General features: G+C 63.0%; 21 protein-coding genes and 1 riboswitch. Of the genes, 5 read left to right on the top strand and 16 right to left on the bottom strand.

Features of this window, described 5'->3' with window-relative positions; all coding sequences use genetic code 11:
* Nucleotides 1-4: 4 nt before the first annotated feature.
* The 7 genes from IVB28_RS05800 to IVB28_RS05830 form a co-directional block, all read right to left on the bottom strand.
* Nucleotides 5-1,933, bottom strand: a complete 1,929-nt coding sequence (locus IVB28_RS05800; protein ID WP_247525073.1) for an ATP-dependent helicase — start codon at nt 1,931-1,933, stop codon at nt 5-7.
* A gap of 151 nt (nt 1,934-2,084) precedes the next feature.
* Nucleotides 2,085-3,983, bottom strand: a complete 1,899-nt coding sequence (gene thiC, locus IVB28_RS05805; RefSeq protein ID WP_247525074.1) for a phosphomethylpyrimidine synthase ThiC — start codon at nt 3,981-3,983, stop codon at nt 2,085-2,087.
* Nucleotides 3,984-4,181: 198 nt separating this feature from the next.
* Nucleotides 4,182-4,808 carry a thiamine phosphate synthase gene (locus tag IVB28_RS05810; protein ID WP_247525075.1) on the bottom strand — a complete coding sequence of 209 codons (627 nt, stop codon included), beginning with the start codon at nt 4,806-4,808 and terminating at the stop codon, nt 4,182-4,184.
* Entirely contained in the window at nt 4,795-5,577 is a 783-nt protein-coding gene (locus tag IVB28_RS05815; RefSeq protein ID WP_247525076.1) for a thiazole synthase, read from the bottom strand. The genes IVB28_RS05810 and IVB28_RS05815 overlap by 14 nt, the downstream gene beginning before the upstream one ends.
* A 4-nt stretch (nt 5,578-5,581) precedes the next feature.
* Nucleotides 5,582-5,779 carry a sulfur carrier protein ThiS gene (gene thiS, locus IVB28_RS05820; protein WP_247525077.1) on the bottom strand — a complete coding sequence of 66 codons (198 nt, stop codon included), beginning with the start codon at nt 5,777-5,779 and terminating at the stop codon, nt 5,582-5,584.
* Nucleotides 5,770-6,792, bottom strand: coding sequence for an FAD-dependent oxidoreductase (locus IVB28_RS05825; RefSeq protein WP_247525078.1), 1,023 nt, complete (start codon nt 6,790-6,792; stop codon nt 5,770-5,772). The genes thiS and IVB28_RS05825 overlap by 10 nt, the downstream gene beginning before the upstream one ends.
* Nucleotides 6,780-6,908: riboswitch (TPP riboswitch) on the bottom strand. It overlaps the preceding gene by 13 nt.
* A 235-nt stretch (nt 6,909-7,143) precedes the next feature.
* Complete coding sequence (locus tag IVB28_RS05830; protein ID WP_247525079.1) at nt 7,144-7,722, bottom strand: lytic transglycosylase domain-containing protein; 579 nt, start codon at nt 7,720-7,722, stop codon at nt 7,144-7,146.
* Between the two features lie 241 nt (nt 7,723-7,963).
* On the opposite strand from IVB28_RS05830, the gene IVB28_RS05835 reads away from it, so the two are divergent.
* Together IVB28_RS05835 and IVB28_RS05840 are read left to right on the top strand one after the other, a co-directional pair.
* On the top strand, nt 7,964-8,179 hold the full coding sequence (locus IVB28_RS05835; protein WP_247525080.1) for a hypothetical protein: 216 nt from the start codon (nt 7,964-7,966) through the stop codon (nt 8,177-8,179).
* 283 nt (nt 8,180-8,462) lie between these two features.
* Nucleotides 8,463-9,023, top strand: a complete 561-nt coding sequence (locus IVB28_RS05840; protein ID WP_247525081.1) for a PRC-barrel domain-containing protein — start codon at nt 8,463-8,465, stop codon at nt 9,021-9,023.
* Nucleotides 9,024-9,392: 369 nt separating this feature from the next.
* Here the strand turns inward: IVB28_RS05840 and IVB28_RS05845 are convergent, their stop codons facing one another.
* From IVB28_RS05845 to IVB28_RS05875, 7 genes are all read right to left on the bottom strand, one after another.
* Nucleotides 9,393-10,220 carry an ABC transporter permease gene (locus IVB28_RS05845; RefSeq protein ID WP_247525082.1) on the bottom strand — a complete coding sequence of 276 codons (828 nt, stop codon included), beginning with the start codon at nt 10,218-10,220 and terminating at the stop codon, nt 9,393-9,395.
* Nucleotides 10,217-11,479 carry an ABC transporter permease gene (locus IVB28_RS05850; protein WP_247525351.1) on the bottom strand — a complete coding sequence of 421 codons (1,263 nt, stop codon included), beginning with the start codon at nt 11,477-11,479 and terminating at the stop codon, nt 10,217-10,219. The genes IVB28_RS05845 and IVB28_RS05850 overlap by 4 nt, the downstream gene beginning before the upstream one ends.
* A gap of 253 nt (nt 11,480-11,732) precedes the next feature.
* A complete protein-coding gene (locus tag IVB28_RS05855) occupies nt 11,733-12,791 on the bottom strand; it encodes an ABC transporter substrate-binding protein (protein ID WP_247525083.1) in 1,059 nt (352 codons plus the stop codon).
* Between the two features lie 84 nt (nt 12,792-12,875).
* Nucleotides 12,876-13,985, bottom strand: a complete 1,110-nt coding sequence (locus IVB28_RS05860) for an ABC transporter ATP-binding protein (RefSeq protein ID WP_247525084.1) — start codon at nt 13,983-13,985, stop codon at nt 12,876-12,878.
* Between the two features lie 123 nt (nt 13,986-14,108).
* Nucleotides 14,109-15,671: a DUF4403 family protein gene (locus IVB28_RS05865; protein ID WP_247525085.1), complete on the bottom strand. Its 1,563-nt coding sequence runs from the start codon at nt 15,669-15,671 to the stop codon at nt 14,109-14,111.
* A gap of 140 nt (nt 15,672-15,811) precedes the next feature.
* Entirely contained in the window at nt 15,812-16,450 is a 639-nt protein-coding gene (locus tag IVB28_RS05870) for a PQQ-binding-like beta-propeller repeat protein (RefSeq protein WP_247525086.1), read from the bottom strand.
* Nucleotides 16,451-16,478: 28 nt separating this feature from the next.
* Complete coding sequence (locus IVB28_RS05875) at nt 16,479-17,699, bottom strand: helix-turn-helix domain-containing protein (RefSeq protein WP_247525352.1); 1,221 nt, start codon at nt 17,697-17,699, stop codon at nt 16,479-16,481.
* Nucleotides 17,700-17,843: 144 nt separating this feature from the next.
* Here IVB28_RS05875 and IVB28_RS05880 point away from each other — a divergent pair, with 144 nt between their 5' ends.
* Both IVB28_RS05880 and IVB28_RS05885 read left to right on the top strand, forming a co-directional pair.
* Nucleotides 17,844-18,638: a DUF899 domain-containing protein gene (locus IVB28_RS05880; protein WP_247525087.1), complete on the top strand. Its 795-nt coding sequence runs from the start codon at nt 17,844-17,846 to the stop codon at nt 18,636-18,638.
* Entirely contained in the window at nt 18,631-18,900 is a 270-nt protein-coding gene (locus tag IVB28_RS05885) for a hypothetical protein (RefSeq protein WP_247525088.1), read from the top strand. The genes IVB28_RS05880 and IVB28_RS05885 overlap by 8 nt, the downstream gene beginning before the upstream one ends.
* Before the next feature lie 47 nt (nt 18,901-18,947).
* Here the strand turns inward: IVB28_RS05885 and IVB28_RS05890 are convergent, their stop codons facing one another.
* Complete coding sequence (locus IVB28_RS05890) at nt 18,948-19,367, bottom strand: c-type cytochrome (protein ID WP_247525089.1); 420 nt, start codon at nt 19,365-19,367, stop codon at nt 18,948-18,950.
* Between the two features lie 384 nt (nt 19,368-19,751).
* Between IVB28_RS05890 and IVB28_RS05895 the strand changes: the two genes are divergently transcribed.
* Nucleotides 19,752-21,236, top strand: a complete 1,485-nt coding sequence (locus tag IVB28_RS05895; RefSeq protein WP_247525090.1) for a hypothetical protein — start codon at nt 19,752-19,754, stop codon at nt 21,234-21,236.
* Nucleotides 21,237-21,321: 85 nt separating this feature from the next.
* On the opposite strand, the gene IVB28_RS05900 is transcribed toward IVB28_RS05895, so the two are convergent.
* Nucleotides 21,322-22,038, bottom strand: coding sequence for a L,D-transpeptidase (locus IVB28_RS05900; RefSeq protein ID WP_247525091.1), 717 nt, complete (start codon nt 22,036-22,038; stop codon nt 21,322-21,324).
* Between the last annotated feature and the right edge of the window lie 102 nt (nt 22,039-22,140).

The raw sequence follows: 22,140 nt of genomic DNA on the forward strand, positions 1-22,140 counted from the left end.
GTTTCTACCCAGCAATCGGCGCGGGTGCGTGAAGTCCTAGTTCTGCAATAAATCGACTCGCGTGCAGTCGTGCCACACCATACTGTACCGATGCCGGCGTAATGCCTGCTCCCATCGCACCAGCCAATGTCATGCTGCGCGAATTTGTAAGAATTAATGTGCCCGGTTTCCCGTTAGCTAAGTCCGCCTTCACTCGCGATATTCCCACGAAGAAAAGCCGCCGCTGTTCTTCGATCTCAGCCGCAGCTTGAGCCGCCGGCGTACCTGTTGCCGGTTGTTTAGGAAGAAGTCCCTCGACGCAGCCGGCGATAATAGTGACCGGTGCACTGAGCCCTTTACTCTTATGCAGGCTCATGATTCTCACGTCGTGAATCTCTGACGGAATTTCGGGCTGGCTTATGGCTTGCATTAGAGCAAAGAGCCAATCCTCCCGATCGTTCGTTCCCACTTCTTGGAGTGCGAGAACGGCTAAGTCGCGCAAGTCTCGGACAGAGTTGTCGGCTGCAGGTAGCAGATAGTCAATTACGGCGGCCAAATCCGGAAGCGCCTCCAAAGCATCAAGCTCAGCTACCACTTCGTCGAAGGCGGCGACGATGTTCGCAGTGTACGGAATTTGTAGCGTGCCCGCAGAGAGTTGGCCAAGAACCTGACAGGGAGAGAGTCCCGCATTTTCGCAATGTTCTCTCACTCGTCGATATCCGCTCGCGTTCCAGTTGTTTCCGGGCAGTCCTACGATCCATCGGAGCGCGACTCGGTCTTCTCGATCTGCAAAGAGCTTTAGTAGGGCAAAGCGACGTTGCGCATCCTCCGAGTCAAGCTCAGCCTCGGAGTAGTACGAGCGTACAGGAACATTGCGTCCTTGCAGGGCTTCGTAGATCGGGGTCCCAATGACACCTCTTTGGGCGAGAATTAAGATGTCACCGGGTGGTGTCCCTTGATCCACCAAGTCTTGGACACGATCTGCGACGCCAACGACCTCGTCGGCCAGATTTTGGTATTGAATTATCTGAACATGCCCCGCTCCGTTTTGTGGGCGTGGTGTCAGTTGCCTTGGTACCAACCGCATTTGATTGTGCCCGATAAGGCTATTTGCCATGTGCACGACGGTTGTAGGACATCGGCGGCATTCGCTTAACTGAAGGTCGTCCGCGTTTGCGTTAATGGTAATCCAATCGCGGATGCCTTCCGGATGGGCGTGCTTGAAGCTGTATATCGACTGATCGTCGTCACCGACGATACAAACGTCTGCGATGTCCGATAGCAAATGAAGAACGCCCTGTTCCGCTTTGTTCAGATCCTGGAATTCATCGACTAGAATATGGTTGAACTCAGCGCGCTCGGGCGCTGCCGGATTGGACCTCAAATACTCGTAAAGTTGAGGAATTACCTCTCCAATCAACATCGACTCATGAAATAGGAGCCAAGACCCAAGATCAATTGCAAAGGCAGCGTCCGCCGGCGACTGAACGTACCCAGGTTGTTCGTGTTGCAGTCTGGCCCACGCGGCCTCGTACGCCTTCCTAAGACGTTCGACGCCTCTTTTGCCATCGTGAGCCTGCATTAGGTCGCTGACAAGCGGGGCGATTTCAAATTCATTCAGGGGGCGGGCAGTACGGCCAGTCGCTTGCAAGACGTGATTCCTCATGAGAATCTTCAGCGAAAGGCTGTGAAGAGTAACGCCATTCAACTCGTCACATCCAGGAACATTCATTCCTATTAGCTCGCGATGCAGGTCCTCTGCAGCTACACGAGTAAATGTTACAGGAAGTATAGTGCTCGGATCGACTGCAGCCTCTAGGAGGCGGGCGACGCGACGCTTCATTGCGAACGACTTTCCTGTGCCCGGTCCAGCGACAACCCTTATGCGAGCGTTCGCAGATGAGGCAATGCTGTGAGCGGGCGTTCCGGCGACAAGCCCATCAGACCAAGGCATATTGATTCTCGTGCAATGATTGAAAAATGGAGGCCCATAAATTCTACTAAAGGTAGTTTAGTGTAAATACATTAAACGTATAATAGGGGCAAAGCTTTTGCTTCGCCCCTATTTAATGTAACCAGACGGAGCCCCCGGGCTGACAGCCCCCTCACAACACCCGATTACTCTCCTTCACCTTCTCCGCATCCAGATACAAGTTCTCGCCCATCTCCTTGAACTTCGCGCTCATCTGCTTCATGCCGTCCTCCGCGGTCCCGCTCAGCGCCATGCCGATCGAGTTCGGATCGTTCAGCGTCGCCGCATAATCCCGCACGTCTTGCGTGATCTTCATCGAGCAGAATTTCGGTCCGCACATCGAGCAGAAATGCGCGACCTTGTGGGCTTCCTTCGGCAGGGTCTCGTCGTGGAAGTTCTTGGCGGTCTCGGGGTCGAGGCCGAGGTTGAACTGGTCGGTCCAGCGGAAGTCGAACCTTGCGCGGGAGAGCGCGTCGTCGCGCAGCTGGGCGGCCGGGTGACCCTTGGCGAGATCGGAGGCGTGGGCGGCGATCTTGTAGGTGATGACGCCGACCTTGACGTCGTTGCGATCGGGCAGGCCGAGATGCTCCTTCGGGGTGACGTAGCAGAGCATGGCGCAGCCGAACCAGCCGATCATGGCAGCGCCAATGCCCGAGGTGATGTGGTCGTAGCCCGGCGCGATGTCGGTGGTCAGGGGCCCGAGGGTGTAGAACGGCGCCTCGCCGCACTCCTTGAGCTGCTTGTCCATGTTGATCTTGATCTTGTGCATCGGCACGTGGCCGGGGCCTTCGATCATGACCTGGCAGCCCTTGTCCCACGCGATCTTGGTGAGCTCGCCGAGCGTCTCGAGTTCGGCGAACTGCGCGCGGTCGTTGGCGTCCGCAATCGAGCCCGGACGCAGGCCGTCGCCGAGCGAGAACGAGACGTCATACTTGCGCATGAGGTCGCAGATCTCGTCGAAATGCGTGTAGAGGAAGCTTTCCTTGTGATGCGCCAGGCACCACTTCGCCATGATCGAGCCGCCGCGGCTGACGATGCCGGTGACGCGGCTGGCGGTGAGGTGGATGTATTGCAGGCGCACGCCGGCGTGGATGGTGAAATAGTCGACGCCCTGCTCGCACTGCTCGATCAGCGTGTCCTTGTAGAGCTCCCAGGTCAGCTGCACCGGGTCGCCGTTGCACTTCTCCAGCGCCTGATAAATGGGAACGGTGCCGATCGGCACCGGTGAGTTGCGCAAGATCCACTCACGCGTGGTGTGGATGTTGCGGCCGGTCGAGAGATCCATCACGGTGTCGGCGCCCCAGCGGATCGCCCACACCATCTTCTCGACCTCTTCCTCCACCGACGAGGTCACCGCCGAGTTGCCGATATTGGCGTTGATCTTGGTCAGGAAGTTGCGGCCGATGATCATCGGCTCGAGTTCACTGTGGTTGATGTTGCAGGGGATGATGGCGCGGCCGCGGGCGATCTCGTCGCGGACGAACTCCGGGGTGATGAAGGCGGGCACCGCGGCGCCAAAACTTTCGCCGTCGGCGAGGGCGGCTTCGGCGCGCTCGAGCTGCTGTTTGCGGCCAAGGTTCTCGCGCGCGGCGACGTAGATCATCTCCTTGGTGATGATGCCGGCGCGGGCGAATTCGAGCTGGGTGATCTTGTGGCCGTCGAGCCCGCGCAGCGGCTTGTGATAGGCGCTGAACGCGCGCGCGGCCTTGTCGGTGGAGACGCTGCCATTGTCCTCGGGCTTGATCTGGCGCCCGTCATATTCCTCGACACCGCCGCGCTCCAGCACCCATTGCTTGCGGCTCCGCGCAAGGCCGGCGTTGACGTCGATGGTGACGCTCGGATCGGTGTAGGGGCCCGAGGTGTCGTACACCGGCAGGTTCGGCTCGCCGGCGCCCTCGGAGAGGATGATCTCGCGCAGGGGCACGCGCAGATCGGGCGCGGCATCCGGGGACGCGAAGATCTTTCGCGAGGAGGGGAGCGGGCCGGTGGTGACGGCGGGGACGGTCTTGTCGGGGTTGGAGCGGATGTTCATGGGATCCTCCGGTTTAATTCGTATGTGTTTGCGTCTGGGCGACGGTTGTGAATTCTTGCTCTGTCATTGCGAGGAGCTCGCGACAAAATTGCGCAGCAATTTTGCGCTGATGCGACGAAGCAATCCAGACTGTCTCTGCGGAGAGACTCTGGATTGCTTCGCTGCGCTCGCAATGACGGTGGGGAGAGAGTGCGGGCATCACGCCGGCTCCGCAGGCAGGCCGAGCCACTGCCGCACGCGGGCATCGGGGTCGGCATTCTGGGTGACGTCGCTGACGACGGCGATGGAATCCGCGCCGGCGGCAAAGATCTCCGCGGCGTGCTCGAACTTGATGCCGCCGATCGCGACCAGCGGGATGGGCCCGATGCGCTTCTTCCATTCGGTGATCTTGGCAATGCCCTGCGGCTCGAAGCGCATCGATTTGAGCGTGGTGAAGAAGATCGGGCCGAGCGCGACGTAATCGGGCTTTGCTTTGAGTGCGGTTTCAAGCTCGGCGTCGTCATGGGTGGAGATGCCGAGCGACAGGCCGGCTTCGCGGATCGCTTTCAGGTCCGCCTCAGCCAGATCCTCCTGGCCGAGATGCAGATATTTCGCGCCGGCCACGACTGCCGCGCGCCAATAATCGTTCACGACCAGCTTGGCTTGCGTGCCGTTCGTGATCGCCAGCGCGTCGGTGACGATCTGCAATGCGTCGGCGTCGTTCAGCTCCTTCGCACGCAGCTGAATGGTGCCGACGCCGAGCTTCGTCAGTCGCTCGACCCAGGCGAGGCTGTCGACGACGGGATAAAATCGATCAGGATACGCGTTGCGATCAGGATACGGCATGCCAGAACGGGGTCCCAACGACAGGGGTGGAGGGGGAGGCGAAGTCGCGAGCGTTCATCAGCCCGGCTTCATAAGCGGTGCGGCCGGCATCACAGCCCCGACGGAAGGCAGTGGCCATGGCGACGGGATCGGCGGCTTTGGCGATGGCAGTGTTGAGCAGCACGGCGTCATAGCCGAGCTCGAGCGCCTGCGCCGCGTGCGAGGGCGCACCGAGGCCGGCGTCGACCACCAGCGTGATGTCGGGCAGCCGGTCGCGCAGCAATTTCAGCGCATCGCGATTGGTGATGCCCTTCGCGCTGCCGATCGGGGCTGCCCACGGCATCACCACCTTGCAGCCGGCATCGACGAGGCGGTTCGCAACCGAGAGATCCTCTGTGCAATAGGGGAACACTTCAAAACCGTCCTTGATCAGGATGGTGGCGGCCTCGACCAGGCCGACGACATCGGGCTGCAGCGTGTCGTTATCCGCGATGACCTCGAGCTTGATCCAACTCGTGCCGAACAATTCGCGGGCGAGCTTGGCCGTCGTCACCGCCTCGCGCACGCTGCGGCATCCCGCGGTATTCGGCAGCACGGTGACGTCTAACTCGCGGATCAGATTCCAGAACGCGTCACCGGTTTTGCCGCCGGCGGATTCGCGCCGCAGCGACACCGTGACGATGTTCGAGCCGGAGGCGCGGATCGCGGACTGCATGATCGCAGGCGAGGGATAGAGCGCGCTGCCGATCAGCAGACGGGAAGCGAAGCTTTTGCCGTAGAAGGTCACCATGTCCTCACCCTCCCTGCCGCGGCGTGATGATCTCGATCTCGTCCCCGGCCTTCAAGCTCGTCTCGGCCCAGCGGCTTTTCGGCACGACGTCGTAGTTCAGCGCGATGGCAAAATGGGTGCCCTCGTAGTCGAGCTCTGCGAGGAGCGCGTCGACGCTGGCCGCGCTGATCTCCCGCGCCTCACCGTTGACGATCACCTGCATTGCATCACCTCGTTGTCGATCTGGCCGCGCTCGACATAGGCCAGCGTCAGTTCGGCAAGCGCAGGCGCGAGCAGGAAGCCGTGGCGGTAGAGTCCGTTGACGCTGATCTTGCGGCCGTGAATGCCGATACGCGGCAGGTTGTCGGGAAAAGCGGGACGAAGCCCCGAGCCGAATTCGACGATGCGGGCTTCACCGAACGCCGGGTGCACGGTGTAGGCTGCGCCGAGCAGCTCGAGCGCGGAGCGGACGCTGACGCCGGTGTCCTCGGCCTCGATCGAGGTCGCGCCCAGCATGAACAGATTGTCGGCGCGCGGGATCACATAGAGCGGCCAGCGCGGATGTATCAGCCGCACCGGGCGCGCAAGCTGCACCTCGTCCGTCTCGATCAGGATCATCTCGCCCTTGACGCCGCGAAGCTCCGGCTTCTCATCGCGCGCGCCAAGGCCGCGGCAGTCGATCACGATGCCGTCGGAATCTTTTGCGAGATCAGTGGCTGAAACGTCGCTGCAGAATTTGATGGTGCCGCCGGCGGCGCGGATGCGCTCGTGCAGCTGCGGCAGCACGCGGCGCGGCTCGACATGCCCCTCCGCCGGGAAGAACAGCGCATCGCGGAAGCGGCCCTCCAGCGACGGCTCGAGCTCGGCGAGGCCGGCTGCGTCGAGCCGGCGGTGGTCCTCGGTCATGCGGGCAAAACGCTCGAAATCGTTGCGTTCGCGCGGGTGGGCGACGACGAGCGAGCCGTTGAACGGTGTGTCCGGCAGCTCGCGCCGCCAGATATGAAGCGAGCGCAGCCCGAGGCGGCTGATGATGGGTTCGGCGACCTCCGCCTCGCAATAGGGCGCGAGCATGCCGCCGGCCCAATGGCTGGTGGCGTCGGTCATCGCCTCGTCACCACGCTCGTGCAAGGTCACGGCATGGCCGGCCTGCGCGAACAGCAAAGCCTGCCAGGCGCCCGCAATGCCTGCGCCGATGATGGATACCGGGGAATCCGGTCGCTTGGTCGTCTGCAACATCCCTGTCCCTTCGCCGGCATGACCCGGATCAGGTTCAAAGGGTCACCGCGGTCCTGGGCGGTATTGCCCATTTAGCGGTATCTCAGCTCCTCCTCGGAGCACCCCTCGGAACGGCTCTAATGTAGGACAGTGGGGCGGGGTGGTCAACGCGTTAGGCGGGAACCTCAGCCGTGCCCCGGACCCGATGCAGCGCGCCGCATTTTGCGGCGTGGTGCGTCGCAAAGCCGGGGCCCATGCTTGCGGGATTGCTGGGTCCCGGCTCTGCGCAGCAACGCTACGCGTTGCAGCGCGTCCGGGACACGAGAGGCTACTTCAAGGGAGGCTACTTCAAAGGAGGCTACTTCAAGGGAGCTACTTCAAGACCTGCGCCCGCGCGTTGTGGACGCGCTGGGTGAGCTTCCTGTGCGGCGTGGCGCCGAACATCGGCTGCGGGTTGCCGTTCGGCTCCAGCCAAGGTTGGCCCATACCTGTCTGACCCATACTGGTTTGGCCCATATCGGTCGCGCCCATATTGGCGACCTGCACGGCCTCGTGCCGCTGCCGCTTGGCCGCGTAGTAATAGCCGCCTGCGAAATAGCGAACCGCCCGGCCGTGGTCGCCATTGGCGGCGCGGTAGGCGCCGGCGAGGTATTTCACGGCATAGGTGAGGTTGGTGTTGGGGTCGCGCAGGCCGGCGGCATCGCCGGTGTAGCCGACCCCGCGGGCGGTCGCGAGCTTGATCTGCATCAGCCCGATGGTGCCGCCGCGACCGACGAGGTGGGGCTGATATCGGCTCTCGCGCACGATCACGCGGTGCACCAGCGCTTCCGGCACACCGTTGGCGCGGGCATGGGCCGCGACCATCTCGGCATATTCGGCTTCACCCGCGAAAGCGGCCTGCGGCAATGTCAATCCAGCCGCGAGCAGCGCGGCAATGCGTAAAATCTTCATCAGATATCCCAGCGGTCGTTGGAAGTGACCTGCACCCGGTTGCCGTTAGGCCCTCTGAAGGCGGCGATGATGTGACCAAACGCCGCCATCGCCTGATTTTGCAGTGCCGAGCCGCCGTTAGGACGCAAACCCCGTCCAGGCTCGTCCGGGTCAGACGAGCCCCGCTCGCGACAGCACGCCTGTCCATTCGCGCCGGCGCGTGAAAGCGAGTATGAAGATGCTGCAAATCGGGAGAGGTGCCATGATGAAATCGAACATCGCCCAGGCGCGTTCCGGTAGCGTTCCCAGAAACAATCCCTGTGCCCAGTGCGGCGTGCCGATCCCGCGGCCGGACTGGATCGAGCCGGGCGAGGGCCGCATGTCCTATCTCTGGACCTGCCACGCCTGCAATTACCGCTTCGAGGCGGTGGCCATTTTCGACGAGGTCGCCGTCGAGCACCCGCCGATTGCGGCATAGCGGGCTCGCCGCAAGCCGCGCTGCTGCACAATGGCAATTGCATCCGCACGATCAGCGTGCGGATTGCGGTCGTGCAGCGACAACCTCGCCCATGTGCAAGTGCGATTGCGCGCGCCGCGTGATCGTCAGCCGGGCAAACGTGCGCCGCAAAATGTTCCTGAGTGACTTAGGAACAATGGCCACTCGCTCGCCCAACTTGCGACGAAAGTTGCAGCCCAAACGGAACTGCAAGTGACCGGCGCTGTTTTCTCCGCACAAGTTTTCTGCTGAAGGAGAGGACGATATGATGATGAAATCGATCGCGGCTGGCCTGGCCGGTACCGCGCTGCTTGCGACTGTCGCGTTTGCGCAGACGACGACCACTGGCGATAAGCCATCGACATCGGCTGCCGCCACCACGACGACCACCTCGGCGTCTGGCCAGTGGCGCACGTCGAAGATGGACGGCCTCAAGGTCTATAACGAAGCCAACGAGAACATCGGCACCATCAGCGACCTGCTGATGGACAAGAGCGGCAACATCAAGATCGCCGTGATTGGCGTCGGCGGCTTCCTTGGCCTCGGCGAGCATTTGGTGGCCGTGCCCTACGAGAAGCTGAAGTTCGTCAACGAGGCCGTTGCCTACAGCGGCGCCGGGGCGAACAACACGGCCGCCCGGCCCGCATCGCCCACGACGACGACGACGACCGGCGCTGCGACGGGCGCTGACCGGCCGGCGACGACGACCAATACGAACGCCAACGCGAATGCTTCGTCCTCGTCGAAATGGTATCCGGACCACGCCGTGTTCAATGCCAGCAAGGACGAGCTGAAGAACATGCCGGAGTTCAAGTACTCGGAGTAACGCGGCTCGCGTAACCACCTGAACGAAGCGCGCCTGGTTTTCACCGGGCGCGCTGTCGTGTCCTTTCGTCACCGTCGTTGCGAGGAGCTCTTGCGACCAAGCACCGAGTGTGCGGTAGCTAAAGCATGATCCGGAAAAGTGCGCAGCGGTTTTCCGAAAGATCGTGGACCATGCGGCCGTCGATGCGGATGTTGCCAGCCTTGGCGAAGGGCGTTGACCTCCGTCTTGCGCATCTGCTCCATCACCTTCGGCGCCTCGTCGACTTGATGGCGCCGGACTTGATGTGGATCTTGTTCTTCCCCCGCGTCAGCGCGGATACCGGCAGCGCCACCGAGGACCTCGGCACGTCGAAGATTGCGTCGCGGCCGCTCAGCCGCCGCCCTTGAGCCGTTCGTTGCGCCGGCGCAGGGCTTCCATGGTGGCGAGGAGGATGACCGAGACTGTCGTCAGGATCAGCGCCGCTGCCGTGATGGTCGGGCTGATGTTCTCGCGGATGCCGCTGAACATCTCGCGCGGCAGGGTGCGCTGCTCGGGACCTGCCATGAACAGCACGATAACCACCTCGTCGAAGCTGGTCGCGAAGGCGAACAGCGCGCCCGATGCGAGGCCTGGCAGGATCAGCGGCAGGATCACGCGGCGGAACGCATAGAGCGGCGAGGCGCCGAGCGAGGCGGCGGCGCGAGCCAGATTGGTGTCGAAGCTTTGCAGCGTCGCGCCGACCGTGATCACCACAAAGGGCGTCGCCAGCGCGGTGTGGGCCAGGATCAAGCCGAGATAACTGCCGGTCAGTCCGATCGGCGCGAAGAAGAAATAGAGACCGACCGCGGTGATGACACCGGGCACGACGACCGGCGACAGCACGAAAGCCAGCACGAGGGGTTTGAACCGGCTCTTCCACTGTGCCAGCCCGAGCGCAGCCAGCGTGCCCAGCACCATGGACAGCGCCGTCGAGGCGATGCCAATGATCAAGCTGTTCTTGAGCGAATTCATCCAGCGAGGCGAAGTGATGAAGTCGTCGTACCAGCGCAACGACAGGCCGGGCAGCGGATAGGTGAGGTACGAGCCGGAGCTGAAGGACAGCGGCATGATCGCCAGGATCGGCGCGATCAGGAAGATGAACACCAGCGTGGAGACGACGATGGTCGCGGTCCACGCGATGCGCTGGCTGGCCGTGCGGAGGGAGGAGTTGTCGCTCAATTCTTCATGCCTCCCGTGACCTGTTGGCCCTGCACCAGTTTGCCATAGACGAGCGCCAGCAGAAGAGTGGCCAGCAGCAACACCGCACCCAGTGCCGAAGCAAGTCCCCAGTTGGCGGTCTCGGTCGTGTAGAGTGCGATGAAGTAGCTGATCATCTGATCGGCAGCGCCGCCGACGAGTGCGGGGGTGATGTAGTAGCCGAGCGCCAAAATAAAGACGAGCAGGCTTCCCGCGCCGATGCCGGGCAGGGTTTGAGGCAGGTAGATCCGCAGGAAGGCGGTGAGCGGCGGTGCGCCGAGCGAGGCGGCGGCCCGCATGTAAGCGGGCGAGATCGCCTTCATGCTGCTGTACAGCGGCAGGATCATGAAAGGCAGCAGAACGTGGGTCATCGCCACGCAGACGCCGAAGCGGTTGTAGATCAGGCGTAGCGGCTCGTCGATGATGCCGAGCCAGTGCAGGCTGTCGTTCACGACCCCCTTGCTCTGCAACAGCACGATCCAGGCGCAGGTGCGGACCAGCAGCGACGTCCAGAACGGCAGCAGGACGAAGATCATCAGGAGGTTCGACCGGCCTGGCGGCAACGCCGCCAAGAGGTAAGCGACCGGGAAGCCAAGGATCAGGCAGAGTGCGGTGACGCTGAGGCTGATGACGAAGGTGCGCATGAACAGGTTGCGGTAGATGGACTGGTCCGGCGCGGCCGCGATGATCGCGCCGTCCACGTTCCGCGTCAGGTCGAGCGCCGCCAGAAGGTAAAAGCCCGTGATGGGGCCGCTGGCGTCCTTGATCGTGGTCCACGTCGCGCGTTCGCGCCAGGCCGCATTGATCTTGCCAAGCGTCTCCTTGGCCATGCCCGGATCGGGCGCGGCCTTCAGGTTGCGCGCAGTGCTGGTCAGGATCGTGCGAAAGCCGTTCAGCGCGTAATTGAGCCGCTTGGCCGCGATGGCGACGGTGCCGGACGCGCGTGCCGCCAGCACATCGCTTGCCAGCGCGGCAAAGGCTGCTTCGTCCGGCAGGTCCTTGCCGTCCCAGCCAGCGAGAGCGGCTATGGTTTGAGGTAGAACCTGACGCACCTCCCGGTCGTCGACCGAGCGCCACAACATGCCGGCGATGGGCCCCGCGAAGGTGAAGAGCAGGAAGACGAGAAGCGGCAGTACCAGCGCCAATGCTTTGACCTGGCGTGTCCGCTCCGCGCGCCTCAATCGGCGCTTGAGCGGCACGTCCGCCGACGCAGTGGCGCCGGTTGAGGAGGCTGCCGTCATTGGAAGCCCCACCATGACTGGACATCTCCCGCCATCTTGGCTGTGGCAATGGCGTGTGACCTTTTGGAGCGACCTGAGCAAGCGCCTCGTCTTTCGAGACGACCGCTTCGCGGTCTTCTCAGGATGAGGCTCTCCGACGTCGCTGCCGCACACTCCGTCCTCATCCTGAGGAGCCCGCCCAAGGCGGGCATCTCGAAGGATGGCCGCGAGGAAGCTGCTTTCAATGCGCGCCGCACGCCGGTGCTGTCTCGGCCTATTTCGCCGCCCATTTGTTGAAGCGCTCGGTCAGGCGGTCGATATTCTCGAGCCAGAAGGCGACGTTGATCTCGACCGCGTTCTTGATGTTGTCAGGCGCGGTCGGCAGGTCCTTCAGAACGGCGGGCGCGAGCCGGCCGGCTGCATCCTTGTTCGAGGTGCCATAGGCAATGTTCTCCGACAGTTTCGACTGGTTCTCCGCCTTGCCGACGAAGTCGAGGAACTTGTAGGCGGCGTCCTTGTTCGGGCTGCCCTTCAGGATGACCCAGCTGTCCAGCGTGAACAGCGCCCCGTCCCACACCATGCCAAAGTTCTTCTTCTCGTTCTTGTTCGCGGTGTCGATGCGGCCATTATAGACCGAGGCCATCGCTACCTCGCCGGAGGCGAGCAATTGCGGCGGCTGCGCGCCGGCCTTCCACCAGACGATGTCGCCTTTGATGGTGTCCAACTTCTTGAACGCTCGCTCGACGCCCTCGTCAGTCGCCAGCACCTTGTAGACGTCCTTCGGCGCGACGCCATCGGCCAACAGCGCGATCTCCAGCGTGGTCTTCGGCCCCTGACGCAGGGCGCGCTTGCCCGGAATCTTCTTGGTGTCGAAGAAGTCGGCCCAGCCCTTCGGGGTCTCCTTCAGCTTGTCCTTGTCGTAGCCGAGGACGAAATCGTAGAGGATGGCGCCGACGCCGCAAGGATTGACCGACGGCGGGATATAGGCGGCCTCGCCGCCGATCTTGGAATAGTCCAGCTTCTCGAACAGGCCTTCCTCGCAGCCGACCGCGAGTTCGTCGCTCTCGACCTGGACGACGTCCCAGGTGGCGGCACCGCCCTGAACCTTGGCACGAAGCACACCAACGCCGCCGTCCCAGGACTCGTCATTCATGGCAATTCCGGCCGCCTTCTTGAACGGCTCGAAGTAGACCTTCTTCTGGGCATCCTGATAGGCGCCGCCCCAGGACACGACGGTGAGGTCACGCGCCTGCGCGACCGTCGCCAGCGCGGCGCTTGCAGCAAGCACCGCGGCGAAACCCAGAGCAATCTTGCCAATCTTGCGCTTCAGCATGGTCCTGGTTCCTTCTTCATGTCAGTTGCGTTCAGGTTGATTGTTTCAGGTCGGCTTCATCGGCGAAATGCCGCAGGGTCTGGATCAGACGGGATCGAGGGCCAGGCAGTCCTCGGGGCGGAAGGTGATGAACACGCTTTCACCATGTCGCAGGTTGTCATGCGCGCCGGGTTGAAGCTTGACCATGAACTCCCCGTTGCCGGCGACATCGAGCACGGCCAGCGCATGGTCGCCGAGATAGATCGCGTTCTGCACTTTGGCCGGCAGCCGGTTCGGTCCGTCGCTGGAGCTGCCGTCAGGGAGGATGGTGATCCGCTCCGGCCGCACGGACAGTGAGGTCGACGCACCCGCGCCTGAAATGTTGACCGCCCGTGCCGTCACGGTGCCGCCACCAGCCAGCGCGACGCGGCAATAGCCCTCGTCGACCGTCTCGACGGTACCGGCCAGCACGTTGTTCTCGCCGATGAAGTGGGCGACGAAGCTGTTCACCGGATGCTCATACAGCGCGTCGGGCCTGTCGATCTGCTGCACGACGCCGTCGTTGAACACGGCGATGCGGTCCGACATGGTGAGCGCTTCACTCTGATCGTGGGTGACGTAGACTACGGTGATGCCCATCCTCTCGTGCAGCTGCTTGATCTCCAGCTGCATCTGCTCGCGCAGGCGCTTGTCCAGCGCGCCGAGGGGCTCGTCCATCAGCACGAGCTGCGGATTGAAAACCAGCGCACGAGCCAGCGCCACGCGCTGCTGCTGACCGCCGGACAGTTGTCCGGGCCGCCGGTTCGCCAGGGCTTCCATCTTGATCATGCGCAGCGCCGACTTGACGCGCTCCTGCGCTTCCGCCTTGCTCGTCTTGCGAACGGACAGCGGGAAGGCGATATTCTCCGCGATCGTCAGGTGTGGAAACAAGGCATAGTTCTGGAATACCATGCCGATGTCGCGCTTGTGCGGCGGCATGTTCTTGATCGACCGGCCATCCAGATAGATCTCGCCATGGGTCGGAATCTCGAAACCAGCCAGCATCATCAGTGTGGTCGTCTTGCCCGAGCCCGACGGGCCAAGCAAGGTGATGAACTCGCCCTTCCTGATGTCGAGATCGAGGTTCTTCACCACGAGGTGCTCGCCATCGTAGGTCTTCTGTATGCCGGAAAAACGCACCAATGCCGGCGCGGGCGTGACCATGCCGGCTTCCATGTTGTCCTCGGCTCGCCGCTACTGTCAGCACCTCGTTCGAGGTTGCGAGCAACAGCTTAGCACCCTGCGATGAGAATGCCAGCGGGGGCGACCGATGAAGGCGTAGGCAGACCCGCGCTACATCTACGGCAGCTTCGTCACCGACACATTCAGCGAGCCGCCGGCTTCCGCGACCACGCGCAGCGTCTTGGAATCAAAGGCGATGTCGGCAAGCGTCAGGCTGTCGATCTTGGCCTCGACCTTGAGGCCGTCCTCGCTCTTCTGGTAGTCGGCGATCGCGGCGGCGATCTTCTCGCGCGCGTTTGCGGCGATGGGTTTCAGGTCGAGCGTCGCCTTCTGCACCAGCGCCTGCTGCATCTGCGGAACCACCGCGCGTGCCGCGGCGCCCAACAGGCCAAAGGCGGCCTCGGATTCCACCGCGAGCTGGACATCGGTGAGCCGGAGCGTCTGCTGCGCCTGGTCGAGCACCGGCCGTCCCCAGATGTGCACGGTCGCCTCGGCGCCGAGACCGAGCCAGCTCTTCTTTTCCTTGGCGCGCACCAGGAGCGAGATCAGCAGGCGTTCGCCCGACGGGATCACGTTGGCGCTCTTGACGGTGACGTCGACCGGACCGGAGCCGTCCTCGGGATAGGTGCGGCCGACCATCTGCGCCGTGATCAGCTTGTTGATCTCTGTAAAGGGCACATCGATGGGAACGCCGATATTCACGCCGGTGCCGGTCGGCGGCACGATCGAGATCTTGTCGGGGAACGGACAGTCCGGCTTGGTCGGCGTCGAGGTGACGCGCGTCTCCGCTTCCAGGCCCATCAGCAGCGTCACGGCTTGCGCATCGACCCGCGGCTGCGCGGCGATGGCGCGGATCGGCTTCATCTCCAGCCAGAGCGGCGGAAGCCCGGCTGAAGAGCCCGAGCCCTGCAGCGGGATCGAGCGGCACGCCTTGGCCCATTGCAGCTTCGCGTTCTCGCGCAGGCTCGGATCGTTGCGGATGCGTTCGGAGACGGCATTGATCTGCTCGCCGACATTCTTGTCGATCAGCGGCTTGACCTGTGCGGGGACGTTGACCTTGGCACCGGCGACGTTGAGGTTGGTGTCGCCAAGATTGACCTGGGCGGCGAGATTGGGCTCGAGGTGCCAGTTGGCCGCGAGCTTCGGGCGCGAGGTGACGACCACGTTGCCCTTGATCTCCGCGCTGGCGTTCAAATTCTTGATGTTGACTGCGCCGATCCGTTTCGCTGCGTCACCACCGAGCACGCTGCCGAGCGCCTCGCCGAGCGCACCTGTGGCTTTCGAGGACAGCGAGCCGGTCACGTTCAGCTTGCCGCTGAGCGGCGTCGAGATCGTCAGCGCGTCCTTGTCGCCGCTAGCCGCCATCGGCCCGCGCACCGCGGTCCAGCCAATGTCGGCGTTCTCCAGGATCTGCGAGATCGGGTTATCGGCCTTCCCTGCGAAATTGCGCGGCGCGGCCTTCTCGGCCTGTTCGCGGATCGCCGATATCGCGATGGCGACCGGCGCGATCACGATCGAGCTCTTCGCGACCGGCGGCAGCGGCGGCAATTGTACGACCGGCGGCGCCGAATTCGTCGCGCGCGGCGACAGCCAGTCCATCGCCTTCAAGCTGGCGAAGAACGACGCTGCGAGCACCGCGACGCCGATCAGGATAGTTCTCAAGTTCAACGTTAGTCGCATCAGTCCCCCAAGCCGCCCGATGGAGAGTCTACAGGGCAGGCGAGGAGGGCGCTAGAGCGCACCGATCGGGTGGAATTGGGGCGAACGGGTGGACGGCAGCGACCGCATCGCTGCCGTACATTCAGACCATCGTGACGGCCCTAGCCGCGGCGGGGACGGCGGACCGCCCTCACATTGCCGTTAGCACCGCCACCGCAGAAGAAGCGGTCGCCGCCATCGGACTCCAGCCCGGACACGCCCGTCCCGGCAGGCAGGTCGAGTTGCTCGAGCACCTTGCCCGTTTCAGAATCGATCCGCCTGATGTCGCTCTCGTCGTTCTCCCAGGTGCCATGCCAGAGCTCGCCGTCGACCCAGGTCACCCCGGTCACGAAGCGCTTGCTCTCGATGGTGCGGAGAACCTTACCCGTTTCCGGATCGACCTGGTGGATCTTGCGCTCACGATATTCCCCGACCCACAGCGAGCCCTCGGCCCAGGCGAGGCCGGAATCGCCACCTCCGCCCGGCGCCGGAATGGTGGTGAGCACCTTGCCAGAGGCCGCATCGATTTTCTGGATGCGATCCTCAGCGATCTGGAACAGGTGGCGGCCGTCGAACGCGGTGCCCGCATGAGCTGCGACATCGATGGAGCGTGCGACCTTGCCGCTGGCCGGATCGACAGCATTAAGCTTGTCGCCGGATGCGAACCAGACATGGCTGCCGTCATAGGTGACGCCATGCACGGCTTCGACCCCTGTAAAAGGCCCGTACTCCCTGACAATCTCGGCGGCTGAACGTTTCATGTGCTTGATCCCTGTGATGTCACCCATTCTACGTCTTCAGCAGCGGTCCGGGGAGTAACAAGGTTGTCGGGAAACCCGGGATCGGCGGCGTCATCCAGCGCCGCGCCCGCCCATGTCCGAAGGATTGCACCTTGTTCGATCGCGCCAACTCGTCGAGGGCGCGCTGCACCGTGCGCGCACTCGCTCCCAGCGCCAGCGCGAGCGCCGAGCTCGACCAGGGCTCGCCATCGGAGAGGATGGCGAGGATGGCGGCGTGCTTTTCCTCGACGGGCCGTGCCAGCACGAGAACTTGTCGGCTCTTACGCGGTGTCAGCGCAAAACCCTGCTTCGTCGCGGTCACATCGGCGAGTGGCCTGAGCTTCGCGCGGAGCCGCCCGATCTCGACCCGCAACCGCGCGCGATGGGATTCATCGAGATGCCTGGCCTGAAACGCTGCCGTGATCAGCGCTTCGCGCGAGACATCCGCAGGCCATGCTTGCGCCAGGATGCGCGCGAGCGCGAACAGCACGGGCCGCGTGCCGAGCGGCACGATGATGTCCTGCCGGCGAACCGAATGATGGAACGTGTCCACAACAAGCGCCGCTGAAGTGGCGAGATCTTCGATCTGTTCGAGCAGCAGCGGGCGCTCCTCGCCGCGCGTGATCAGCCGCGCTGCCGGCGTATCGAGCACGAGGCTCGTGCGTTCGACCTCGGCCGTGAGCGCAGCGATACCGGCCAGCCGGGCTGCGCGAGCCGCGCGGCCGAGTGCCGCGCGCGCGTCTTTCGTCCTGAGTTGCCGGATGGCGATGCCGGCGACGACGAGTTCGCGGGCAACTTGCGATGCGGGCGCGAGCGGGAAGGGGCCGAGATCGCCCAGCGTACGCCCAGCCTCGTCCGCGCGTCCGAGGAGAAGAAGACGACGGGCCTCGATGTGGCCCGCATGCATTGCATTGGCGAGATCGCCATGCCTTTCGAGGGTCGCACGCGCCGCGGCGAGCGTTTTTTCCGGCCAGTTCAGGTCGCGCGAGACGAGCGCGATCTCGGCCTCGGCAACCACGCACCTGGCGCGCGCGACCGCCTCGCGCGGGCCGAAAGCGCGCGCGGCGCTGCGCAGCAGCGACTTGGCCTTGGCGAGATCGCCGAGCTGTGCCATCGCAATGCCGCGCAACGCCAGCGACGGCGCGTCGTTGCGCAGCGCAACGCGGTTCAGCGCGCCGAGCGGATCGCCCGCTGCGAGCGCGCGCGCCGCCGCCGTGATCAGCGACTCCATGTCAATCCCGCCACACTTGTTACTCCCACCGCGCCACCGTTTGGTGCCAGAAATCGTTGACGGCCGACACCATGCGGCGAGGGGCGAACGGTTCTGCGACTGCAAGACGCGGACTTGCCGCCCGGATAGGAAGTTTGGAGAACCATGATGACGTCAGCAGACAAAGCAGCGACGAACGGACGGACCGCCATGCAGACACCGCCGGTGGTGTCGCCGCAGGACTGGGAGGCCGCCCGTCAGCAACTGCTCGTGAAGGAAAAGGCGCATACCCGTGCCCGTGACGCCCTGGCGGCCGAGCGCCGGCGCATGCCGTGGATGGAAGTGACCAAAACCTATGCGTTCGAGGGGCCCGGCGGCAAGCTCAGTCTGCCTGACCTGTTCCAGGGGCGGCGGCAGCTGATCGTCTACCGGGCCTTTTTCGAGCCCGGCGTGTTCGGCTGGCCCGATCACGCCTGCCGGGGCTGCTCCATGGTGGCCGACCAGGTCGCCCATGTCGCGCATTTGAACGCCCGCGACACCACGCTCGTGTTCGCATCGCGCGCGCCGCAGGCCGACATTATCAGGCTGAAGCAGCGGATGGGCTGGACCATGCCGTGGGTCACCGTCACCGACAGTTTCGATGCCGATTTCGGCGTCGACGAATGGCACGGGACCAACGTGTTCTACCGCGACGGGGCGCGCATCTTCCGCACCTATTTCGTCAAGAGCCGGGGCGACGAGCAGATGGGCGGCACCTGGAATTACCTCGACATCACCGCGCTCGGTCGCCAGGAGGTTTGGGAAGATTCGCCGCAAGGCTATCCGCAGACGCCGACCTACAAATGGTGGAACTGGCACGACAGCTACACGGAAGGCGCGGCGCCCGACAAGAAATGGGTCGAGATCTCCGACGCGGGCGAGAAGGCTTTTCGCGAGGAGGCCGCGGGAGGTCGTGACTAGTCCCGTCAGCGCAACTGCCGGCGCCTGCGGCGATGGCGTGGTGGCCGCGCGCCACCTCGCCAGATGGCTGGCGTTGGCGGCGACGCCGACCTTCGCGATCATGGCGCTGCTGGCGGCCATGCTCGGCGAGGGAGCGGCAGACATGCTCTGCACCGGCGGGCATGGATCCGTGCTCGGCGGGATGGTGCCGATGTATCTGCTGATGAGCGCGTTTCATTCGGCGGCATGGCTGAAGGTGATCGCGGAGCGGCGGCGCGGGTGAGCGGCCGGCAAATGCAGTGAAGCAGAACGGCGTGGCGCACCTGCGCGCTACTTTCCACCGGCTGACTGCAAATAGGCCACCACCTTGCCCGCTTCCTCCGTCGAGATACCGCCATAGGGCTGCATCTTGTGGCCGGACACGACCTCGTCGGGCTTGACCAGGAAGCGGGTAAGCTTGTCCTGGTCCCAGCTGAAGCCCGCCTCTTTCATCGAGGACGAATAATTGTAGTCCGGCAGCGAGCCGGCCTTGCGTCCGACGATCCTGTTGAGGTTGGGGCCGAGGCGGTTGTCGCCTTCTTTCACCGAGTGGCAGGTGCGGCAGGAATTGTTGAAGGCCTGCTGGGCTGCGTCGCCGCTCGCCGGCTGCTGGGCGAGCGTGGAGGAGGCGGACAGCAGCAGCGTCAATATCGCGACGCCCGAGATCGCGCGCAGCGACGTGCTTGGCGGGGTTTGCAGGCGTGATTGCATCCGCACCTCCATGCGCGATGACCTGGGAGCATGGGACAAACGAAAACGCCCCCGGTGGGTTCCGGCGCCGTTTGCGTCACAATGTCCTGCTCGCATTCGAGCCTTCTGTTGAAGGCTTCGGGGATTGGTCGCGAGGGCCTCGGGCCTGAACGGACGACATGGTAGAGGGCGGCGCCGGGCGATCTGATCATTGAAGTACACCTGGCAATGGGCGGTATGCCGCCCTGCGGAGCTCAACCGAAACTTGACTGACAAAGATGCGGTAACCTAGAATTGTCTATTATCTTGAGCAGGGGAAGGGCTATGTTATCTGGAAAATTGGTTGTCTTATTCGCATTGGGAAGTTCGGTCTGGTCAACAGCGGCCTCCGCGCAGCTCTCCGCGATGGATCTGAAACTCTTCTATCCACCGACGAACGCCCCGCTTAGCGAACAAAGGATTTACAAGGTTAGTTTCAGCTGCCAGGCGCGGGCGGATCTCGGCGGCGGGCAGGCTGCCAACCTTTTCATCAGGCAAGATGCCACATCTAGCCATTTCATCGTGATCAACGACAAGCTCGCCGCCACTGACGCCAATGGAAACGCTACGTTCCCGACGAGCGGTGTCGCATTCTTGCCGGTCTTCGCAATCACCAAAGGGGTCGTGAAGATCGACAATCGAACTGGTTGCTTAGCCACGCAGTACCTAACCGGTGGCCCAGATTTGTACCTCCAGGCGTATGCCAACTATTCAACCCAGAATCAGCCTGGCGTTCTGCTTAGCCTTGGCTACGCAATCGCCGGACTGATTCCGCCGCTCTGGGCAATGTTCAACGGCAATTTGAGTGGCCCAACTAAGGATCAACTGACCGCGTTCGGCAATACAGAAGATCCCCTCAAGAAGACCCTTTTAGCCCTCAATACTGAAGAGAATTATCCCGTCAGCATCAACCTTCGTCCGGGGGATTACGAAGTCAGAACGGCATTCAGCAGTGTGAAGATAAAAGTCACCTACGTGCCGTCCATCATCAAGAACGGCGGCGATACAGCGATGAAGTTCTTTCGGAAGCAGATCGATACATCACTTCAAAAGATTGACAGCAACAATCTCGCACAGTGCACTGATCTTGCCACCGATCTCCTCGCACTCGGATTTTCCAAGGAGGACGATATACCGTATGCGTTGGCGTATAAGGGCATTCGCTCTAAACTAACGGCAGCCCAGGCAAGCCAGTGTCTCGGCAAAGACTATGCAGTCGCGGCGGCATCGATCAAGCAAGGCCTTTGGGAATTCGCCAGCAGAAGGGATCAGATACTGTCGGTGGAACAAGCCAAGGCAGAGCATTCCGCTGTGCCTCTAGAGGTGCCATACCAGCCCGAATACGACGATACGCGCATGAAGCGCTTCACAGACGCACTGTCACGATTGACGCGGGTCGATACGATGGCAGCTTCGGACCAAGTTGCTTTTTCGAAGACCCTCAGGGAGCCGGTCAGCCTCGACGACCAATCTGTCGTCAAATTTTTCGGCGGAGACCCGAAAGACTATCCAGGACCGGCCCTTGCGGCATATTTCATCGAAAAAGGCTACCGGCGCTTCGGTTGCTATCAGTCAACGAATCTCGGTCAGAAGCTCGATGGCGGCAAAACGCTTCTCTTTGCATTCAAGGCAGACAAGGATGACGCTAGTCTCGGCATCGAGAATGTGGCGTTGCTCAAGCCGATTTTTACCGAAACGGGGGCCTTGAGCAAGTTGATCGCATACGATGACTTCGATTGGATAAATGCCGCGATGACCAGCCGTAGCTGGATGTGCGGACGAATCTCCATAAAGAAGCCGGCCTCTCCAGAGCCTGCCGTCGCAAAGCCCCTTGTTTCGCAGAACCAGTAGCGGCTCAGTCAGGTACTAGCTCAGCTGCTTTGCAAACGGCTCCCGCGATGCCGGAGCCCACTAGCTCTATGTGACCAGCTTTATGCTAGCGCGTGGCAGATCCGAGATCCGCACGGCGCTCCGTCATCGGCAGCACGATCACCTTGGTGCCGACGTTGACGCGGGAATAGAGGTCGGACACGTCGTCATTGGTCAGGCGGATGCAGCCGGATGACACGCGCTTGCCGATGGTGTCGGGCGCATTGGTGCCGTGGATCCGATAGATGGTGCCGCCGAGATACATGGCGCGGGCTCCCAGGGGATTGCCGGGGCCGCCGGCCATGTGACGCGGCAGATAGGGCTGGCGAGCGATCATCTCCGGCGGAGGAGTCCAGGCCGGCCACTCGGCCTTCCGGGTCACGGACTGGACGCCGGACCAGGTGAAGCCGTCGCGGCCGACGCCGATGCCGTAGCGCAGCGCCTGGCCATTGCCGAGCACGTAATAGAGATAAGTGTTGGGCGTATCGATGACGATGGTGCCCGGCGCCTCGCGCGTCGCGTAGGCAACGGTCTGGCGGCGGAAGCGCGCCGGCGTCTCGACCGCGTCCTGATCCTCGGAGGGTTCGGTCTGGTAGCTCGGCGCCTGATAGGGCTGATAGGGCTGGAACGGCTGCGGCGCGGCGAGCGGCGGCAGCGGCTGGAAGAAGGGGAAGAGCTGCACGGGCGCGGCCTTCGCCGTGCCTGCGAGAGCAATTGCGGAAACCGCGACTGCGCCAAAAACAGCGGCGCGCGAAAACGTCTTGAAGGTATCCATATTGAACATTTGATCGCCCCTGTCTGCTCGGTGTCGTTAATCACCGCGGCACCGTTTCGGTGCTCCGTTGCGTAGATCACTAACGGCGAAACGTTTCGGGACATTTGCGCG

It is taken from the genome of Bradyrhizobium sp. 199 (assembly GCF_023073355.1).
GTDB lineage: Bacteria > Pseudomonadota > Alphaproteobacteria > Rhizobiales > Xanthobacteraceae > Bradyrhizobium.

Excerpts from the sequence above, each read along its gene's own strand:
- IVB28_RS05800 (WP_247525073.1), bottom strand. The coding sequence starts at position 1,933 with ATGCCTTGGTCTGATGGGCTTGTCGCCGGAACGCCCGCTCACAGCATT.
- thiC (WP_247525074.1), bottom strand. The coding sequence starts at position 3,983 with ATGAACATCCGCTCCAACCCCGACAAGACCGTCCCCGCCGTCACCACC.
- IVB28_RS05810 (WP_247525075.1), bottom strand. The coding sequence starts at position 4,808 with ATGCCGTATCCTGATCGCAACGCGTATCCTGATCGATTTTATCCCGTC.
- IVB28_RS05815 (WP_247525076.1), bottom strand. The coding sequence starts at position 5,577 with ATGGTGACCTTCTACGGCAAAAGCTTCGCTTCCCGTCTGCTGATCGGC.
- thiS (WP_247525077.1), bottom strand. The coding sequence starts at position 5,779 with ATGCAGGTGATCGTCAACGGTGAGGCGCGGGAGATCAGCGCGGCCAGC.
- IVB28_RS05825 (WP_247525078.1), bottom strand. The coding sequence starts at position 6,792 with ATGTTGCAGACGACCAAGCGACCGGATTCCCCGGTATCCATCATCGGC.
- IVB28_RS05830 (WP_247525079.1), bottom strand. The coding sequence starts at position 7,722 with ATGAAGATTTTACGCATTGCCGCGCTGCTCGCGGCTGGATTGACATTG.
- IVB28_RS05835 (WP_247525080.1), top strand. The coding sequence starts at position 7,964 with ATGATGAAATCGAACATCGCCCAGGCGCGTTCCGGTAGCGTTCCCAGA.
- IVB28_RS05840 (WP_247525081.1), top strand. The coding sequence starts at position 8,463 with ATGATGATGAAATCGATCGCGGCTGGCCTGGCCGGTACCGCGCTGCTT.
- IVB28_RS05850 (WP_247525351.1), bottom strand. The coding sequence starts at position 11,479 with ATGACGGCAGCCTCCTCAACCGGCGCCACTGCGTCGGCGGACGTGCCG.
- IVB28_RS05855 (WP_247525083.1), bottom strand. The coding sequence starts at position 12,791 with ATGCTGAAGCGCAAGATTGGCAAGATTGCTCTGGGTTTCGCCGCGGTG.
- IVB28_RS05860 (WP_247525084.1), bottom strand. The coding sequence starts at position 13,985 with ATGGAAGCCGGCATGGTCACGCCCGCGCCGGCATTGGTGCGTTTTTCC.
- IVB28_RS05865 (WP_247525085.1), bottom strand. The coding sequence starts at position 15,671 with ATGCGACTAACGTTGAACTTGAGAACTATCCTGATCGGCGTCGCGGTG.
- IVB28_RS05870 (WP_247525086.1), bottom strand. The coding sequence starts at position 16,450 with ATGAAACGTTCAGCCGCCGAGATTGTCAGGGAGTACGGGCCTTTTACA.
- IVB28_RS05875 (WP_247525352.1), bottom strand. The coding sequence starts at position 17,699 with ATGGAGTCGCTGATCACGGCGGCGGCGCGCGCGCTCGCAGCGGGCGAT.
- IVB28_RS05880 (WP_247525087.1), top strand. The coding sequence starts at position 17,844 with ATGATGACGTCAGCAGACAAAGCAGCGACGAACGGACGGACCGCCATG.
- IVB28_RS05890 (WP_247525089.1), bottom strand. The coding sequence starts at position 19,367 with ATGCAATCACGCCTGCAAACCCCGCCAAGCACGTCGCTGCGCGCGATC.
- IVB28_RS05895 (WP_247525090.1), top strand. The coding sequence starts at position 19,752 with ATGGATCTGAAACTCTTCTATCCACCGACGAACGCCCCGCTTAGCGAA.
- IVB28_RS05900 (WP_247525091.1), bottom strand. The coding sequence starts at position 22,038 with ATGTTCAATATGGATACCTTCAAGACGTTTTCGCGCGCCGCTGTTTTT.